Raw genomic sequence first — 15,783 nt, forward strand, 5'->3', positions numbered from 1 at the left:
CCCGCCGCCTCCCGGCGGAAGCGTCCATGCGGGGCCGGCCGGCCGATCTCTCGCGCCGGCCCCGCATGCCCATTCGTCAATGCCTTAGGGGAATACCATGCTCCATTCTTCGATCGATCGCGCTGCGCACGCGACGCCGCCCGTGCTTGCACGGCGCATCAGAGGGTTGTCGGACCGCGCGATCGCCTGGATCTTCGTCGCACCGTCCATTGTGCTTTTGCTTGCGATCAACATCTTTCCGCTGATCTGGACCGTCCGGCTGAGCTTCACCAATTTTCGCGTGAACCGCCCGAATGAACCTGTTCAGTTCGTCGGTCTGCGCAACTACCTGAACATACTGACCGACAAGGATATCTGGCTGACGATGCAGGCGACGGCCCATTTCCTGATCTGGACGATCGTCCTGCAGGTGCTGATCGGCTTTGCTCTCGCCTATCTCATCAACAAGAAGTTCCGCGGCAATGACCTGTGGACGACCATCATCGTGCTCCCGATGATGCTGAGCCCGGCCGTCGTCGGAAACTTCTGGACCTTTCTCTACCAGCCGCAGATCGGCCTGTTCAATTACGCGATCGGGTTCCTGACCGGAGCAGACCCGTCCAGCTTCTCGATGATCGGCGACACGTCGCTGGCGCCCTGGGCGATCATCATCGTCGACACCTGGATGTGGACGCCGTTCGTCATGCTCATCTGCCTTGCCGGGCTGCGCTCCATTCCGAGCAGCATCTATGAGGCGGCGGAGTGCGACCGGGCCAGCAGCTGGCGCCAGTTCTGGACCATCACCATCCCGATGGTGCTGCCGTTCCTGATGCTGGCCATCCTTTTCCGCGGCATCGAGAACTTCAAGATGTTCGACCTGGTCGTGCAGCTGACGGGCGGTGGCCCGGGCTCGATCACGGAGCTGACGTCGATCAACCTGAAGCGTGAAGCCTTCGAGAAATGGCGCACCGGATACGCGTCCGCCTATGCCGTCATCCTCTTCGTGACCGTCTTCGGCCTTGCGTCGATCTATGTCAAAGCACTCAACAAGGTGAAGCAAAGATGAGCAGCTTTTCTGTAACGGAGCCATCCGCACGGCAGAAGTGGTTCGCAGGCGCCCTGGTCGTGCTTTATGCGGTGATCACCATTCTCCCGTTGCTCTGGATCATCGGAACGGGTTTCAAATCGCCCTCTGACGCGATCGCCTATCCGCCGAAGACCTTCTTCGAGCCGACGCTCGAAGGCTATGTGAACCTCTTCACGACGCGCACTCGCGTTTCGGAAGAACAACTGAAGGAAATGGGCGAACCGAAGACCTGGTACGAGCGTCTCGTTCGCAAGGATGGGCTGATCATCGCCGGCCCGTCGCGGTTCCCGGAGCGCTTCTACAATTCCGTCATCATCGGGTTCGGCTCGACGGTGCTGTGCATCGTGCTCGGAACGGCCGCGGCCTATGCCTTCTCGCGCTTCAAGGTGCCGCTCAAGGACGACCTGCTGTTCTTCATCCTTTCCACGCGCATGATGCCGCCGATCGCGGTCGCCATTCCGATCTTCCTGATGTTCCGCTCGCTCGGGCTGAACGACACCCATGCCGGCATGATCCTGCTCTATACGGCAGTCAACCTGTCGCTCTCGGTCTGGCTGCTCAAGGGCTTCATCGACGAGATCCCGATCGAGTATGAAGAGGCAGCGCTGATCGACGGCTACACTCGCTTCCAGGCTTTCTACAAGGTCGTGCTGCCCCAGGCGGCGACCGGCATCGCGTCGACGGCTATCTTCTGCCTGATCTTCGCCTGGAACGAATACGCCTTCGCCGTGCTGCTCACGTCGGGCACCGCGCAGACCGCACCGCCCTTCATCCCGACGATCATCGGCGTCGGTGGGCAGGACTGGCCGGCGGTAGCGGCCGGTGCGACCCTCTTCCTCGTCCCCGTGATGGTGTTCACGATCCTGCTTCGCAAACACCTCCTGCGCGGCATCACCTTCGGAGCGGTAAGAAAATGACAGCTTTCCTCAACCAGTTGCTCCGCCTTCGCCGTGGCGCATGGGAAATGGTGGCATCGGTGCTCATCGCGCTCGGCGTGGTCATGCTCATGCAGCCAGTGTCGCTCACGCTCTACTCCTTCTCCTTCCTCGTGACGCTGCTTGGAACAGTCATGTTCATCATCGTCAGCCATTTTCCGGAGTGACCCATGGCACAGATCAGAATTGAAAATGTGCGCAAGGAGTTCGGAGCGTTCACGGCTGTCCAGTCTTCGAGCTTCACGGTGGAAGACGGCGAGTTCTTCATGCTGCTCGGCCCATCGGGATGCGGCAAGACGACTACGCTTCGGATGATGGCGGGACTGGAGCTGCCGACGAGCGGCCAGATCTATATCGGCGGCGAAGAGGTCGGCATGAAGCGGGCGAGGGAGCGCGATATCGCCTTCGTCTTCCAGATGTTCGCCCTCTATCCCCACATGAACGTACGCAAGAACATCTCCTATCCGCTCGTCAGCCAGGGGATGAAAAAGGCGGATGTCGCGGCGCGTGTCGCCGAGGTGGCAAAGATCCTCAGAATTGAAGGCATTCTCGACAAGCCGGTCGGCGGGCTCTCGGGCGGTGACCGCCAGCGTGTTGCGCTCGGCCGGGCGATTGTCCGCAACCCGAAGGCCTTCTTCATGGACGAGCCGCTCGGCGCGCTCGACGCGGAGTTCCGCGAACATATGGCGGGGGAACTGCGGGCGCTGCACGATCGCATGGGCGCCACCACCGTCTATGTGACCCACGACCAGCTGGAAGCGATGCAGATGGGTGACAAGATCGTCGTCATGAACCACGGCGTCATCGAGCAATTCGGCCGGCCGCAGCAGATCTACGACTGGCCGGCGACGAAGTTCGTCGCCAAGTTCATCGGCTCCCCGTCCATGAACTTTCTGGAGTTCGAGGGCATGATCGGTATCGGCGGCGACAGCATCGATCTCGGTGGGAAAAAGGTGGCGGTGCCGGCGTCGCGTGAGGGCAGGGCCGGCACGCTGTCGCTCGGTGTGCGTCCCGAGCATGTCCGTTTCGTCGACGACTCCAGCTACAGAGGCCGCGTGATCGCCGTCGAGTATCTCGGCACGACACAGATCGTCACGATCGAAACGCCCAACGGCGAGATCAAGGCGCGCACGCCCTCCAGTCAGGCAGCCCGTACCGACGAGCTTCTCGGTCTCGATTTCAACGCGCGGACCTTGACGCTCTTCAATGCGGAGACGGGTCGTGCTCTTGTCTCCGAAGCCAACGAGGGAGTGCTGCGCCGTGGCTGAAGTCATCCTAAGAAACGTGACGAAGACATTCGGCACCCACACAGCGCTGGACGGTGTCTCGATGACGATCCCGGACGGGTCGTTCGTGGTTCTCCTGGGCCCGACAGGCGCCGGAAAGACGACGACGTTGCGCATGGTCTCGGGGCTCGACACGCCTAATAGCGGCGAGATCTTTATCGGCGGGATGTCCGTGCAAGGACTGACGCCGGCGCAGCGCAACGTGGCGATGGTATTCCAGCAATATTCGCTCTACCCGCATCTGTCCGTCCGGCAGAACCTGGAATTTCCGCTGAAATCCCCGCTCTTGAAAACGCCGCAGAAGACGATCGACGAAAAGGTGAACGCCATCGCCGAGGTCTTGCAGATTTCGCACAAGCTCGACAACAAGGCGACCGCCTTGTCCGGTGGCGAAATGCAGCGCGTGTCGATCGGGCGTGCGCTTGTCAGAAACCCGCAGATATACCTGATGGACGAGCCCTTGAGTTCGCTCGACGCGAAGCTTCGAGCCGATCTGCGCGTCGAACTGAAGAACATTCAGGCAAAGTCCGGGGCGACGCTTCTTTACGTCACCCACGACCAGATCGAAGCGATGACCATGGCAACGCATATCGGTGTGCTCGAAGAGGGCAGGCTTGTTCAGTTCGGATCACCAAGAGAGGTCTACGAAGCGCCGGTCAGCGTTTACGCCGCGACCCGCCTCGGCCAGCCGCGCATCAACGTCCTGCCTGCCAAGCTTTTTGCGGGCGCGCCGGACAAGGCGCAGTCGATCGGCCTTCGCCCCGAAAATATCGTCCAGGGCGCCGGAGAAGATGCACTCGTGACCCGTGTCGAACATCTGGGCGACCAGACGCGCCTGCATCTCACGTTCAAGCAGCACAACCTCGTGACGGTCACGGACCCCCATACTGGGTTCCGCGGCGGCGAGACTATCAAGATCCAGCCAGACAAGCCGCTCTTCTTCGACGCGGCCGGAATGCGCATCGCTTAGGAGGCGAACATGAATCAGTTTATCAACCGCAAGGAAAATGCGGTTACGGAAGCGATCGACGGGGTTCTTGCCGCATCCGGCGGCGCGCTCAGCCGCCTCGACGGATATCCGCACATTCGCGTCGTCCTGCGCTCCGACTGGGACAAGGGCAAGGTCGCGCTCGTCTCCGGTGGCGGCTCGGGACACGAGCCCGCGCATATCGGCTTCGTCGGCAAGGGCATGCTAACGGCCGCCGTCTGCGGCGACGTCTTCGCATCGCCGAGCGTGGACGCGATCCTCGCCGGTATCCTGGCGGTGACGGGACCTGCCGGCTGCCTGCTGATCGTCAAGAACTACACCGGTGACCGGCTGAACTTCGGCCTCGCGGCCGAACGCGCCCGCGCCTACGGCCTCAATGTGAGCATGGTCATCGTCGATGACGACATCGCGCTGCCGGACCTTCCGCAGGCGCGCGGTGTCGCCGGTACCCTTTTCGTCCACAAGATCGCCGGAGCGCTCGCAGAAAGCGGGGCGGACCTCGATACGATCGCCAATGCGGCGCGCAAGGTCATATCCGGCACGAGCACCATCGGCATGTCGCTCGATACCTGCACCGTTCCGGGTTCGCCGAAGGAACATCGCATCCCCGAGGGCCATGCGGAACTCGGCCTCGGCATCCATGGCGAAGCTGGCGTCGAACAGATTGTGCATTCCGATGCGAGAAGCGCTGTTGCCGCCATGGTCGAGCGCCTGCAGGCGGCGATGGAGGACAAGCCGCACGTGGTGCTCGTCAATAATCTCGGCGGAACGTCTATCCTGGAAATGTCTATTCTCATGCACGAACTCGCCCAGTCGGCGATCGCCGATCGGATCGTGCATCTGATCGGACCTGCGCCGATGATGACGTCGCTGGACATGCGCGGCTTTTCCGTCTCCGTCTACCCGGCCGACAAGGCCGAGCTGGAGCTGTTGTCCCGGCCCGTGGCGCTTCCGGCCTGGCCAGGCGTGACCGCCGTCAGGCCGGTGAATGTTCTCGCCCTGCCTGATGGCCTGACGCCGATTTCACCTCTGCCTTCGCGGCACGATGCGACGCGGCAGTTCCTGCTTGCCTGCTGCAACCTGCTGATCGATGCGGAAAAGGACCTGAATGCACTCGATGCCAAGTCCGGAGACGGAGACACCGGCTCGACACTCGCCGGCGCCGCACGGGCACTCATTCAGGCCCTCGATCGCCTGCCGCTATCCGACCACACGCAGCTCTTCCGCGCCATCGGGCAGGAGTTGAGCCAGACGATGGGCGGCTCTTCGGGCGTGCTTCTGGCGATCTTCTTTGCCGCCGCCGGGGATGGCGCCTCGAGCGGGCTTTCGATCCGCGAAGCGCTGAAAGCCGGGTTGGCGCGCATGCAGGAAATCGGCGGGGCGCAGATCGGCGACCGCACCATGGTCGACGCGCTTTCTCCGGCACTGGACGCGCTCGACGCGAGCATCGGCGCGGCCTCCAAGGCGGCGCGCGACGGCGCCAATCTGACCGCGACGCTGGTGCGGGCAAGGGCAGGGCGTGCCGCTTACATCAATGCCAAGCAACTCGAAGGGCACATCGATCCCGGCGCCGAAGCGGTCGCTCGCCTGTTCGAGCACCTGGCACGGCATCCGGATATGCTCGGGCGCCAGCCGGAGGGGGCTGCAGCCGTCGCCGGCTGACGGTGACCGAAACATTGCCCTGACAACAAAACGCCCCGGAAAGCCGGGGCGTTTCGTGACGGGAGGTGTCGGAGGGGAGCGTGCGCTCAGAGCGCGCGGCTCTCGTATCCGGCCGCCTTCAGGGCGTCTGCGATCGGCCCTGCCGCTGCGGCGGTCTCGACGCTGACTTCCCGATTGCCGAGATCGACCTTGATCGTTGCCTGCGGGTCGACGCTCAGGATCGCCTTCTGGACGACGCCGGCGCAGTGGCCACAGGTCATGTTGTCGATCTTGTAGTTCTGCATGCTTGTCTCCTTGGTTCGGTTGTGAGACAAACATGGCGTCTCCCACCGTTGGAAGGTCAATAGGCCTTCAAGATATTTGTTCACGGCATTTCCAGTCGCGCGAACGGTGGAAAATACCCCCGCAAGTGTAGGCCAGCGGCCCCTCAAATTCTCCGAAAAATTTGAAAGTCTTTCATCATCGATCCCGGGAATGGACGGCTAGCGGTCTGCGTCCGGAAGTCGCACAATCCAAAGGCTGTGCAAGAGGCATTCGCGTCGTCCGAAAGAGGGCGGACGATCGCCAGCCGGCACGAAGCCTAAAGCGAAGCGATCGTTCCGGACTGTCCGGGCGTTCGAAATGCACTGGTCGGGAACTGGAGGAGACGGTTTCCCGCTCACTGTCGTTCGGCTGCGTCGTGGTGACGCCGCCAAGGGAGGAAAGATGTTTGAACGACTATTCAAGCTGAAAGAGCATCAGACGACGGCGCGCACCGAGGTGATCGCCGGTATCACGACATTCCTGACGATGTCCTACATCATCTTCGTCAACCCCGACATCCTGTCGAGCACGGGCATGGATAGGGATGCCGTCTTCGTCGCAACCTGTATTGCCGCGGCACTCGGCTCTGCGGTCATGGCGCTCGTCGCCAACTGGCCAATCGGCATGGCGCCGGGCATGGGCCTCAACGCCTTCTTCGCCTTCACCGTCGTTGCGGCGCTTGGCTTCACCTGGCAGCAGGCGCTGGGTGCTGTCTTCATCTCGGGCGTGATCTTCCTGATCCTGACCGTGACGGGGGTCCGAAGCTGGCTGATCGCCGGCATTCCGCATTCGCTTCGAAGCGCGATCGCCACCGGTATCGGCCTCTTCCTTGGCATCATCGCCCTGAAGAACGCCGGCATCGTCGTCGACAACCCGGCAACGCTCGTCGGTCTCGGCGACCTCAAGCAGACTGGCCCGCTGCTCGCGATCCTCGGCTTCTTCGTGATTGCCGTTCTGGACTCGCTAAAAGTTCGCGGCTCGATCCTGATCGGCATCCTGGTCGTCACCGTCCTGTCGATGATCCTCGGCGTCAGCGAGTTCAAGGGCATCGTCTCGGCACCGCCGAGCATCGCGCCGACCTTCCTGCAACTCGACATCATGGGCGCCCTGCACGGCGGCCTGCTGCATGTCATCCTCGTCTTCGTGCTCGTCGAAGTCTTCGACGCCACCGGCACGCTGATCGGTGTCGCCAAGCGCGCCAAACTGGTGGAAGAAGGCAAGCCGAACCGTCTGGGCCGCGCGCTTCTCGCCGACAGCACCGCGATCGTCGCCGGCTCGCTGATCGGTACCAGCAGCACGACCGCCTATGTCGAAAGCGCCTCGGGCGTCCAGGCCGGCGGCCGCACGGGCCTGACCGCGCTCACCGTCTGCGTGCTCTTCCTGGCCGCGCTGTTCTTCTCGCCGCTGGCAGCTGCCGTTCCGTCCTATGCGACGGCCCCGGCTCTGCTCTACGTTGCCGGCCTGATGATGCGCGAACTGACGGAAGTCGAGTGGGACGACCTGACGGAAGCGGCTCCGGCAGCGCTTACAGCACTCGCCATGCCCTTCACCTACTCGATCGCCAACGGCCTCGCCTTCGGCTTCGTCAGCTATGTCGTCTTGAAGGTCTTCACCGGTAAGTGGAGCGTCATCCACCCGGCAACCCAGCTCGTGGCAGCGCTCTTCATCGTGCGCTTCGCGTTCTTCGCCGAATAACGAAAATCGGCCGGGGCATGCCGCCTCGGCCGATCAGAACTTCCCCGTAAGTGCTGGCCGGAGCAACGAAATGTTGCTTCGGCCTTTTTGCCTCGATCTGGCTTAAAGAGCGCAAATCCGAACGGAAAGCCGCTTCACACTTTTCCTGGATTTGCTCAGTATTGCCCGGCGGGCAGATGCACCACAAGGCCGTCGAGTTCAGCCGACACCGTGATTTGACAACTCAGGCGGCTGCGCTCGTTCGGATTGACGACGCACTCGATCATGTCCTGTTCCTGGAACTCGGGCGCCGGCAGGCGGTCGCTCCATTCGCCGTCGATGTAACAGTGACAGGTGCCGCAGGCGCAGGAGCCGCCGCATTCGGCAGCAATGGCGTCGATGCCGTTCTGCACGGCGGCTGACATCAGCGATTGGCCGATCTCCGCCTGAATTTCTTTCGTCGTGCCGTCCGCGTCGATGAAGACGATCTTGGGCATGGGTATTCTCCGATTGCGTATGTTGGTGTCGAGGATATGGGATCAAGCCGGCCGGATGGCGATCTTCAGCCGCTTGGGTCCACGGACAGAAAGACCGCGCTTGTATTCCGGCTCCCGGTCGACGAGTTCGATGGTTGGGAAACGGCGAAGCAGGGTGCTGAAGATGATATCCATGTCGAGGCGCGCGAGGTGGTTGCCGAGACAGAAATGCACGCCGCCGCCAAAGGCGAGATGACGGTTGGGCGTCCGGCCGATGTCGAACGTGTCGGCATTCTCGAACTGCTTGGGGTCGCGGTTGGCGGCGCCATAGAGCAGGCCGAACTTGGTGCCGCGCTCGAAGCGACGGCCGAAGATCTCGATGTCCTCGACGCAATGGCGGTGGAAGAACGGAAGCGGCGACTCGTAGCGGAACATCTCCTGCACGCCGGTCTGGATCAGGCCGGGTTCGCTCCGCAGCCGCGCCATCTGCTCGGGGAAGCGCAAGAGTGCGTGCATGCCGCTGCCAAGCACATCGATCGTGGAACCGTGGCCGGCCATCAGGATCAGCATGCAGGTGGAGATGAATTCGTCGAAGTTCATGGCGCCGGAGCGCTCCGCCTCGATCAGCACCGAGATGAGGTCATCCTTCGGCGCCCGCTCACGTTCGGCCTTCAACGCTGTCAGGTATTCGTAGAACTCGGTCGTATTGCGCTCGGCGAGCTCCTTGCGCGCGTCGGATCGGTCGACGTCGAAGAACTGCACGATGTTTTCCGACCAGATCCGCAGCTGCGGACAGTCCTCGTCCGGCACGCCGAGCAGGCGGCCGATGATATGGCCGGGAACATGGGCGGCCAGATCATCGACAAAGTCGATCTCGCCGCGATCGGCGAGGCTATCGATCAGCCGGTCGACATAGGCCTGGATCTGGTCGCGGAGCTTCGCAATCATAGCCGGTGTGAATAGTTTGAAGACCTGCTTGCGCAAGCGGTCATGCACGGCACCATCGCTGTCGAGAAGGCTGAACTGCACGAAACGCTCGTGGTATGGCATGTCGTGCCAATTGGCGGCGCGCTGCAGTTTTGAGAGCTCTTCCTTGGTCGCGAGGTCTTCGAGCGAGCGCACCATGCGCTTGTCCATGACGATCGCCGAGACGTCCTCGAAGCGCGAGGCAAGCCAGATGTCGAAATCCGCAAAGTAGTGCAGCCCCTCTTTTTCGCGCAGCGCGCGATAGGTCGGATAGGGATCGCGAGCAAAATCCGGGGACAGCGGCGCGAAGGTGAAATTCGCGGCATCGCCATTCGGCGCGGCTTCGGTCATGGGCAATTCTCCGTGCATAAAGCTGCATGATAACGTCACTGCCGTAGCTCTGTGAATGGCGCCCTGTCGCAAGATGATGGACAAAACTCGCATCGGATGCCAGAAAATGGCATGCTGACCGAAAGCGAAGAGATCCATTTCCACACCCCGGCAAAATTCGCAGGTGCGTTTCCCTATCTGGCGCTAGTGGCCGGAAGCCGGACGGCGCGCCCTGACGAGGCGCCGATCCGCAAACGGTTCCACCAGCACGTCTTCGTCTACACAACAGGCGGACGCGGGTTGATCGAGGTGCACGGTCAACGTTTCCCGACCGAAACCGGCAGTGTTGCCTGGCTCGATACCTCTCAGGCCTATGCGCATAGCTGCGCTGCCGACAGCGAAAGCTGGCGTTATCTCTGGATGGGGATCGAGGGACACGGGCTTGATGCGCTCTACCAGTTTCTCGGCGTGCAGCAGTCGCCATTGTTCGTGCCGAGAGACCCGCGGAGGGCACAGGCGGCGTTCGAAAGTGTGAGCGGATTTCTTGCCGAACGCTCGCCGGCGACGGACGCCCTGTCGAGCGCCGCGATCGCGGGGCTGATGGCGGACATGATCGCGCCACGGCTGATCGGAGCCGAACCGGCCGAGGACAGGTCCGGTGAAGACCGTTTGCTTCAGGTGCTGTCGGTGATGCGCGGCGATCTCGCCAGGCCCTGGACGATCGACGATCTTGCGGCGCTTGCGCGGCTGAGCCCGTCGCAACTCTTTCGTCGCTTTCGCGATATGGTGGGAACGACGCCGATGGACTGGCTGCGCCACGAGCGGATCAACCAAGCGAAACGCCTGCTGGTTGGACCCGATGCCAAGGTCTCGGCGGTGGCCGCCGTCTGCGGCTATCCGGATCCCTATCATTTCTCGCGCGATTTCCGCCGCGTGACCGGATACACGCCGACGAAATTCCGGCGGGATGGCGGCTATTGAGGTCGCAGTCTTCGTCCGATTTCGGCGGCCAGCGAGGCCCTGGCGCACCGATAACCCGACCGGACGACCGGGTCATGCATTGATTCACACGATCAGGAACGGCTCCTTGAAGAAATGTTCCTCGAGATTGACGCCTTCGCCGCCGCGATCGACCACCGCGAAATCCGAGACGTCATCGAGCGGCGTCAGGATGCCGTGCCAGACATTGCGGGCGATGTTGACGCCCTGGCCCGGGGTGGTCTTGAAGGCGATCGGTTCACTCGGGCCTTCGTCGGTTTCCCGGGAGACGACGATCAGAAACGGGTTGTCGCTCAAGGGGATGAAGGCCTGGCTGCCGAGCGGATGGCGCTCGACCATGGTGAGTTTCAGCGGCAGCGGATAGGGTACGCCGCGCACCAGGCTGATCATGGGCCGGGCCTTTTCGCCTGTTGTATCGATCTTGGCGAGGTCGTGGTAGCGGGTTGCATTGCCCCCGTTGATGGGGAAGTTGTTGGCATTCTCCGTTTCGATCACGTCGCCGAAAGGCGCAAAGGCCTCCCGGGTCAACGGCTGTATGACGATCTCCTTCATGTGACGCTCCTCCGTCCAATGTTGATGGGTTGCCTGGAAGTTTGATCGCTTCGCCTCCTCGGAGAAACGATCTAGATGCCGGCATTCGCAATACGCCCGAAGACACGCAGCCGGCTGACGCCGCCGTCGGGGAAGATGTTGAAGCGCACGTGGGTTACCGGACCCGCGATCGCGAGTGCGCTTGCTTCATAGGTGTGGATGCTGTCGGCGGCGAGTTTCTGCGGCGGCAGGACCTCGCGCCAGAACATCGACGATGCCGTAACGGATGCGGCCACTTCGCAAGCGGTCGCTCCAAGGTCTGCCGCCTGCAGCGAACAGGCGTCCGGGTAGTTGCCCTTGAAGTGGGCGGTATCGACCACGATCCGGTCGATCTCGCCGCGCGCGGCGAGTTTCACCACGATCCAGTCGTTGCCGGGCTCGCGCCGCCGGCGGGTCTCCCAACCGTCGCCCATGTTGATGCCGCGTCCGGGCGCAAGCAGCCGCTGGTGGCCGTAGTGTCCGTTGGAATAGGCGATGATGCGCCCGCCGAGCAATGATGAGGCCAGATCGACCACCGCGTCGCCGATCGCTGCCCGGTCTAGCGCAGGCGCGCCGTAAACCCGAAGGCGGGCGACGCCGCCGTCGGGATAGATGCGCAAGCGCACATGGCTCCAGACAGAATCCGACCGCGCTTCGAAGTGATGCAGCGCGCTCGGGCCAAGCGGCCGAGGGCAGACCAGCTCCGTCCAGACCGTCCGATCGTCGGGGCCATCCGGTGCCAGGCAGGCGTCGATGGCGCAAGCGCTCGGGTAGTTGCCGGTGAAATGAGCGGTATCAACCTCGAAGCCCCGGATGAGGCCGTTCGTCGCGAGTGCCACGATGGCGTGGTCGTTGCCGGGGCCGCGGCGTCGCCGCGTCTCCCAGCCGTCCATCCACTTGCCGTTCTCGTCATAGACACCGGGATGATAGACCGGCGGCGCGTCCTGCAGCATGCGTTCGAGCGGCGCGAAGAACTCGTCGGTTGCAAAGACCGGCCGCGCGCCGAGACCGGCGGAGGCAAGGTTGATCGCGTTCAGCGCGAATTCGGGCGGGTTCACGCCGTCGATCGTCATCGCGAGACCCTCAGCTCGGCAGCATGTCCTTGAGGCGCAGATAGGCGATCCGCTCCACCTGCCGGCACGCGGTCTCGAACTCCGTATCGCGATCGTTGCCGATCCGGCTTTCGAAGGCGGCGAGGATCTCGTCCTTGCTGCGCCCCTTGACCGCCATGATGAACGGGAACTTGAACTTCTCGACATAGGCGGCGTTGAGCGTGGTGAAGCGTTCACGCTCGGCATCGGTCAGCGCATCGAGGCCGGCACCGGCCTGCTCGTTGGTCGAGCTTTCGGTCAGGCGCTTGGCCTGTGCCAGCTTGCCGGCGAGATCGGGGTGGGCGATCAGCACGGCAAGCCGCTCCTCGGCCGAAGCTTCGCGGAAGACTGCGGAAAGGGCGGCGGCAAGGCCGATCGCGGTGTCGTTGGCCGGCGAAAGTTCGCCCTGGAAGGCGCGCTTCGCGATCCACTTCGAATGTTCGAAGACGCCGCCGAACCTGGCGACGAACGCCTCTTCGCCAAGCCGCGACGGACGATCGTCCCAGGCCTTGTACGGGTAGTTTTCGGCCCAATGGCGGGCGATATCGACGCGTTTTGCGAGCCACACCTTCTCGTGGCCCTGCACATAATCGAGGAAGCGGGCGAGTGCCGCGGCGCGGCCGGGCCGGCCGACGAGGCGGCAGTGCAGCCCGATGCTCAGCATCTTCGGCGCACCGGCCGCACCTTCGGCGTAGAGCACGTCGAAGCTGTCCTTGAGGTAGCTGAAGAACTGGTCGCCGCTGTTGAAACCCTGCGGCGTGGCAAAACGCATGTCGTTGCTGTCGAGCGTGTAGGGGATGACCAGCTGATGGCGCCCCGCATGCTCATGCCAATAGGGCAGGTCGTCGGCATAGGCGTCCGATACGTAGTCGAAGCCGCCGGCTTCCGTCACGAGATCGAGCGTGTTGTCGGAACAGCGCCCCGTGTACCAGCCGCGCGGGCGCTCTCCGGTGACGATGGTGTGCAGCCGGACCGCTTCGGCGATCTCCTGGCGCTCGCGCTCCGGCGAAAAGTCCTTGTGTTCGATCCATTTCAGGCCGTGCGAGGCGATTTCCCAGCCGGCGTCCTGCATGGCGGCGACCTGTTCCGGCGAGCGCTTCAGCGCGGTAGCGACGCCATAGACGGTCGCCGGCACGCCGCGCTCGGTGAACATGCGATGCAGCCGCCAGAAGCCGGCGCGTGCGCCATATTCGTAGATCGATTCCATGTTCCAGTGGCGCTGGCCCTGCCAGGCCTGCGCACCGACGATTTCCGACAGGAATGCTTCGGAGGCTGCGTCGCCGTGCAGCACGCAGTTCTCGCCACCTTCCTCGTAATTGATGACGAATTGCACGGCGATCCGCGCGCCGTCGGGCCATGTGATCTTGAAGTTCGGGCCGTGGCCGTGAAGATCGCGGGGGTATCTCATCTAAGCAGCTCCTCCAGACATTTTCGTCTCTGCATCCAATTTCTAGCGGCATTTGTTTCGAGCCATTCCCCCCAAAAAATTTGAAAGTCTCGAATGATCCGGTCGCTACCAAGCGGGTGGGAATGCCGGAATACTGCGAGGTGGAAAGCTGACTTCGGGAGGAGCGAAAACTATGCAATCTCAGGGTGGAAACGCCGGCCGTTTGACGACGCACGTGCTGGATACGGCCAGCGGCAAACCGGCCGAAGGGCTGCGCATCGAGCTCTACCGGGTCGATGGCGATCGCCAGACGCATATCAAGTCCGTCAAGACCAATGACGACGGCCGCTGTGACGAGCCGCTTTTGAGCGGCGAGCGCATGCAGACCGGCACCTACGAGCTGCAGTTCCATGCGGGCGATTATCTCGGCGGCGCAGCCAAGCGCGGTGACAACCCGTTCCTCGACGTGATCCCAATCCGCTTCGGCATCGATAACCAGGGCGCGCACTATCACGTGCCGCTGCTGCTTTCGCCCTATGGCTACTCCACCTATCGCGGGAGCTGAGCAATGACGATCCAGATCCGCAACACCATCCGCTTCATCCTGAACCACCGCCTCGTCGAACTTGCCGATGTTTCGCCGGTTCAGACTCTGCTCGATTTTCTGCGCATCGACCGCAATCTGAAGGGCACGAAAGAAGGCTGCGCCGAGGGCGACTGCGGTGCCTGCACCGTGCTTGTCGGCCGCCTGCTCGACGGCAAGCTCAAGTATGAATCCGTCAATGCCTGCATCCGTTTCGTCGGCTCGCTCGACGGCTGTCATATCGTGACGGTGGATAGTTTGGCGCAGCCGGCTGGCCCGTTGCATCCGGTGCAGCAGGCAATGGTCGACACGCATGCCTCGCAGTGCGGTTTCTGCACGCCGGGCTTCGTGATGTCGCTCTATGGCCTCTGGATGGAGAACTCGAAGCCGTCGATCGCCGAAATCGAAAAGGCGCTGCAGGGCAATCTTTGTCGCTGCACCGGCTATGCCGCGATCATTCGCGCCGCCGAGGCGATCTCGACGATCGGCGATATCGGCAAGGATCCGCTGGTGGCCGAACGCGACCGGATCGCAGGCGAACTGGCAGCACTTCAGGACGGCCGTCGCGTGGAAATCGGCTCCGAGACCGAGCGCTTCATCCTGCCGGGCTCGGTCGATGATTTCGCCGCCGTGCTCGAAGCCAACCCGAAGGCGACGATCGTTGCCGGTTCGACCGATGTCGGCCTCTGGGTCACCAAATTCATGCGCGACATCTCACCGGTCATTCACCTGACCCATCTTGAAGAACTGCGCCGCATCACGGTCGATGCCGACGGCGTGACGCTCGGCGCCGGCGTCAGCTACGCCGAAGCCTACCCCGTTATCGTCGCGCACTTCCCTGAACTGACCGAGCTTTGGGATCGCATCGGCGGCCAGCAGGTCCGCAACATGGGCACCGTCGGCGGCAACATTGCCAACGGCTCGCCGATCGGCGACACGCCGCCGGCGCTGATTGCGCTTGGCGCCGCGATCACGCTGCGCAAGGGCGATCGCCGCCGCACGGTGGTGCTCGAGGACTTCTTCATCGCCTACGGCAAGCAGGACCGCGAGCCGGGCGAGTTCGTGGAAAGCGTGCGCATTCCTTTCGTTTCGGATAAGGCGCGCGTGGCCGTCTACAAGGTGACGAAGCGTCTGGATGAGGACATTACCGCCGTCTGCGGCGGCTTCAACATCGCCTTCGAGGCAGGTCGGGTCAGCGACGCCATCATCGCCTTCGGCGGCATGGCCGCTACGCCGAAGCGAGCCGCTCATGTGGAGGCGGTGCTAAAAGGCGCCGAGTGGAACGAGGAGACGATCGAGCGCGCTGTCGCTGCCTTCGATCAGGACTTCACGCCGCTGACGGACTGGCGCGCCTCGGCGGAGTACCGCCAACTGGTGGCGAAGAACCTGCTTCGCCGCTTCTATCTCGAAACGCAGTCGAGTGGCGGCCAGCTCCGTCTCGATCGCACCATTGCTGTCGCGGTTTAA

General features: G+C 62.8%; 16 protein-coding genes. 10 read left to right on the forward strand and 6 right to left on the reverse strand.

What is annotated here, in order from left to right:
- The first annotated feature begins 97 nt into the window (after positions 1-97).
- From ASD01_RS20065 to ASD01_RS20090, 6 genes are read left to right on the forward strand one after another with little or no spacing between them, the layout of a single operon-like run.
- On the forward strand, positions 98-1,045 hold the full coding sequence (locus ASD01_RS20065; protein ID WP_043613808.1) for a carbohydrate ABC transporter permease: 948 nt from the start codon (positions 98-100) through the stop codon (positions 1,043-1,045).
- A complete protein-coding gene (locus tag ASD01_RS20070) occupies positions 1,042-1,983 on the forward strand; it encodes a carbohydrate ABC transporter permease (RefSeq protein ID WP_043613810.1) in 942 nt (313 codons plus the stop codon). The genes ASD01_RS20065 and ASD01_RS20070 overlap by 4 nt, the downstream gene beginning before the upstream one ends.
- Positions 1,980-2,168 (forward strand): hypothetical protein, encoded by a 189-nt coding sequence (locus ASD01_RS20075; RefSeq protein ID WP_034799314.1) that lies wholly within the window; start codon positions 1,980-1,982, stop codon positions 2,166-2,168. Before ASD01_RS20070 ends, ASD01_RS20075 begins: the two co-directional genes overlap by 4 nt.
- Positions 2,169-2,171: 3 nt before the next feature.
- Positions 2,172-3,269 (forward strand): ABC transporter ATP-binding protein, encoded by a 1,098-nt coding sequence (locus ASD01_RS20080; protein WP_060601486.1) that lies wholly within the window; start codon positions 2,172-2,174, stop codon positions 3,267-3,269.
- Positions 3,262-4,257 carry an ABC transporter ATP-binding protein gene (locus ASD01_RS20085; protein WP_060644320.1) on the forward strand — a complete coding sequence of 332 codons (996 nt, stop codon included), beginning with the start codon at positions 3,262-3,264 and terminating at the stop codon, positions 4,255-4,257. The genes ASD01_RS20080 and ASD01_RS20085 overlap by 8 nt, the downstream gene beginning before the upstream one ends.
- Before the next feature lie 9 nt (positions 4,258-4,266).
- The gene (locus ASD01_RS20090) at positions 4,267-5,937 is read left to right on the forward strand and encodes a dihydroxyacetone kinase subunit DhaK (protein ID WP_060644321.1); all 1,671 of its coding nucleotides are present in this window, start codon (positions 4,267-4,269) and stop codon (positions 5,935-5,937) included.
- An 86-nt stretch (positions 5,938-6,023) separates the two neighbouring features.
- Here the strand turns inward: ASD01_RS20090 and ASD01_RS20095 are convergent, their stop codons facing one another.
- Positions 6,024-6,221, reverse strand: coding sequence for a heavy-metal-associated domain-containing protein (locus ASD01_RS20095; RefSeq protein WP_034799336.1), 198 nt, complete (start codon positions 6,219-6,221; stop codon positions 6,024-6,026).
- 421 nt (positions 6,222-6,642) lie between these two features.
- Here ASD01_RS20095 and ASD01_RS20100 point away from each other — a divergent pair, with 421 nt between their 5' ends.
- Positions 6,643-7,935 carry an NCS2 family permease gene (locus ASD01_RS20100; protein WP_034799339.1) on the forward strand — a complete coding sequence of 431 codons (1,293 nt, stop codon included), beginning with the start codon at positions 6,643-6,645 and terminating at the stop codon, positions 7,933-7,935.
- Positions 7,936-8,090: 155 nt separating this feature from the next.
- Here ASD01_RS20100 and ASD01_RS20105 read toward each other — a convergent pair whose 3' ends face one another.
- On the reverse strand, positions 8,091-8,411 hold the full coding sequence (locus ASD01_RS20105; protein WP_043613820.1) for a 2Fe-2S iron-sulfur cluster-binding protein: 321 nt from the start codon (positions 8,409-8,411) through the stop codon (positions 8,091-8,093).
- Between the two features lie 42 nt (positions 8,412-8,453).
- Positions 8,454-9,707, reverse strand: a complete 1,254-nt coding sequence (locus tag ASD01_RS20110) for a cytochrome P450 (RefSeq protein WP_156623669.1) — start codon at positions 9,705-9,707, stop codon at positions 8,454-8,456.
- Between the two features lie 111 nt (positions 9,708-9,818).
- Here ASD01_RS20110 and ASD01_RS20115 point away from each other — a divergent pair, with 111 nt between their 5' ends.
- Positions 9,819-10,667: a helix-turn-helix transcriptional regulator gene (locus tag ASD01_RS20115; protein ID WP_162251020.1), complete on the forward strand. Its 849-nt coding sequence runs from the start codon at positions 9,819-9,821 to the stop codon at positions 10,665-10,667.
- An 84-nt stretch (positions 10,668-10,751) separates the two neighbouring features.
- Here the strand turns inward: ASD01_RS20115 and ASD01_RS20120 are convergent, their stop codons facing one another.
- The 3 genes from ASD01_RS20120 to puuE form a co-directional block, all read right to left on the reverse strand.
- Positions 10,752-11,237 (reverse strand): ureidoglycolate lyase, encoded by a 486-nt coding sequence (locus ASD01_RS20120; RefSeq protein ID WP_034799348.1) that lies wholly within the window; start codon positions 11,235-11,237, stop codon positions 10,752-10,754.
- Between the two features lie 71 nt (positions 11,238-11,308).
- A complete protein-coding gene (alc, locus tag ASD01_RS20125; protein ID WP_060644323.1) occupies positions 11,309-12,328 on the reverse strand; it encodes an allantoicase in 1,020 nt (339 codons plus the stop codon).
- Positions 12,329-12,338: 10 nt separating this feature from the next.
- Positions 12,339-13,754, reverse strand: coding sequence for an allantoinase PuuE (puuE, locus tag ASD01_RS20130; RefSeq protein ID WP_060644324.1), 1,416 nt, complete (start codon positions 13,752-13,754; stop codon positions 12,339-12,341).
- Positions 13,755-13,926: 172 nt separating this feature from the next.
- Between puuE and uraH the strand changes: the two genes are divergently transcribed.
- A complete protein-coding gene (gene uraH, locus ASD01_RS20135) occupies positions 13,927-14,298 on the forward strand; it encodes a hydroxyisourate hydrolase (RefSeq protein WP_034799357.1) in 372 nt (123 codons plus the stop codon).
- 3 nt (positions 14,299-14,301) lie between these two features.
- Positions 14,302-15,783: a xanthine dehydrogenase small subunit gene (xdhA, locus tag ASD01_RS20140; protein ID WP_060530276.1), complete on the forward strand. Its 1,482-nt coding sequence runs from the start codon at positions 14,302-14,304 to the stop codon at positions 15,781-15,783.

The sequence above is a fragment of the Ensifer sp. Root423 genome (assembly GCF_001426275.1).
GTDB classification, from domain to species: domain Bacteria; phylum Pseudomonadota; class Alphaproteobacteria; order Rhizobiales; family Rhizobiaceae; genus Ensifer; species Ensifer adhaerens.